Raw genomic sequence first — 1967 nt, forward strand, 5'->3', positions numbered from 1 at the left:
ATCTGCGACATGGCGATCGCACCGCGGTGATGCTCGATCATCTTGCGGACCCACGTCTCGCTCGCATTAGCGCCCTTGGCCTTCATCATCTTTTCGTGCATCGCCATTTCGGCGGGCATGAAAGGCGTGTTCATGCCAGGCATGTTGTCGTGGTTCATGCCTTGCATTTTCGAATGGTCCATGCCCTGCATCTGCTGCTGAGCCAAAGCGGGGCTCGCCGACGTCGCGGCCAGAGCCAGAAGTGTTACTGTCTTGAACATCGACTTCTCCTTCTTGACCTCAGCCAACCCGACAAGACTAGTCGGCCTCAAAACCATGTGCGAATGCCCAGAACGAGGCTGGTGGATATCGCATCCTCGCCATCCTCGCGTGCAAAACGAGCAGAACGGCCCACTCTGCGCTCGTACGAAACACCTATATAGGGGGCGAACTCTCGCTTCACCTCGTAGCGCAGCCGCAAGCCAAGCTCGATATCCGACAAGCCCGAACCGATCCGGTCTGCCGGAACGTCCTGCGCCGCAAACTCAGCTTCGACACGAGGCTGGAGAATCAGCCGCTGGGTGATGCGCTGATCGTAATAGCCTTCAACGCGGCCCAGCACGTCTCCCTTGCTAGACAAGAACAGTGCGCCCTCGACATCGAAGAAACCCGGAGCCAGGCTCTCAAAACCGACTGTCGCGTAAACACGCGAGGGATTAGGCTTGAAGTCGTACCGGATCCCTGCCTGAAAATCGGTATAGGGTCCGATTGCCCGTGCGTAGAGCGCCTGCAGCTCCGCCCTTTCCAAGCTTCTCCCAAAGTTCCCTTCGCCCTCGGTTTTAAGAACCAGACGATTAACGTCGCCACCGTACCAGGCGCTGCCATCCCAACGATAAGCATCGCGACCATCCCGGATCTGGACTTCAGCCAGGTTGAATATGACCTGCGAGAAATTCTGCCCGCCGTGCATCGACCGCAGATGCTGCTGCGAATGCGCCATGGCAGCGGCAGAGTAGACCTGGTCCGCGGCACGATCCGTCGGAATGGGGGGCGGCGGAGCGGTGCCGGCCTGCAGGTTGGTGCCGATCATCGCCGCGCCCGTGCCTGAGGGCATGCTTCCCATGTCGTGTCCCGGCATGCCTTGCATCGCGCCCGAACTCTGGCCCATTCCCGGCATCGATCCATGGTCCATGCCTTGCCTGGTGCTTGGCTGGCCGGAGGCGGCACCGCCGGAGGCACTTGGCATGGCCGACATGTCGTGCGCGGTATTGGGGTTGGGGTTGGCTCCAGGCGTATTCATGCCCGGCATGGTCGTCATGTCATGACCGGCGTGAGGATCGGCAACGATCGTTGCAGGGGCCGGAGGCTTGGCGGGCTGATTCGCAGCGGGCTTGGCCCCCGATCCCGTTTTCGCGGGCGGTGTCGATCTAGCGGCGGGCTTTGGGGACGCTTTGCGCGCGACGGGCTTGGTCGCTGCGGGCTTCTTGGCGGCCGGCTTTTTAGCGGCCGGCTTTTTCACCGCTGGCGTATTTGACGGCGGCATCTTCATGCCCGGCATATTGGAATGGTCCATCTGCGCGGCCACCGGACTTGCGAGGCCAAGTGCCGCGCCGCCAGCGATCAAGAGGAACTTAGGCTGCATCGCGGTTCTCCTCGCCCATCGGGCGAACCGTCACGACACGCATCATCCCCGCGGTCATGTGATAAAGATTGTGGCAGTGGAACGCCCAGTCGCCGGGCGCATCGGCCGTTACGTCGAATGTCATCTTACCGCCGGGCGCCACATTCACCGTGTGCTTGCGAGGCGCGAAGTCGCCATGTCCGGTCACCAGCTCGAAGAAGTGGCCGTGCAAATGAATTGGGTGCGGCATCATCGTGTCATTGACCAGGGTGACGCGCGCGCGCTCGTCCTTGCGGAACGGGATGGGGTCGGCAGGGTCGCTCATCTTCTGGCCGTCAAAGCCCCACATGTAGCGCTCCATATTGCC

Annotated in this window: 3 protein-coding genes; all 3 read right to left on the bottom strand. The window is 61.6% G+C overall.

From position 1 onward, the window contains the following. On the bottom strand, nucleotides 1-260 hold a 260-nt coding region (locus BMX36_RS21205; RefSeq protein ID WP_093068548.1), incomplete at its 3' end, for a DUF305 domain-containing protein. A gap of 47 nt (nucleotides 261-307) precedes the next feature. Continuing rightward, nucleotides 308-1621 (bottom strand): copper resistance protein B, encoded by a 1314-nt coding sequence (locus BMX36_RS21210; protein WP_007407010.1) that lies wholly within the window; start codon nucleotides 1619-1621, stop codon nucleotides 308-310. Further along, on the bottom strand, nucleotides 1611-1967 hold a 357-nt coding region (locus tag BMX36_RS21215), incomplete at its 5' end, for a multicopper oxidase domain-containing protein (protein ID WP_177179239.1). The genes BMX36_RS21215 and BMX36_RS21210, both read right to left, overlap by 11 nt.

It is taken from the genome of Sphingomonas sp. OV641, from assembly GCF_900109205.1.
In the GTDB taxonomy this organism is placed as follows: Bacteria; Pseudomonadota; Alphaproteobacteria; order Sphingomonadales; family Sphingomonadaceae; genus Sphingomonas.

What these genes read in the sequence shown, in the direction of transcription:
- BMX36_RS21210 (WP_007407010.1), bottom strand. Translation starts at nt 1,621, where the DNA reads ATGCAGCCTAAGTTCCTCTTGATCGCTGGCGGCGCGGCACTTGGCCTC.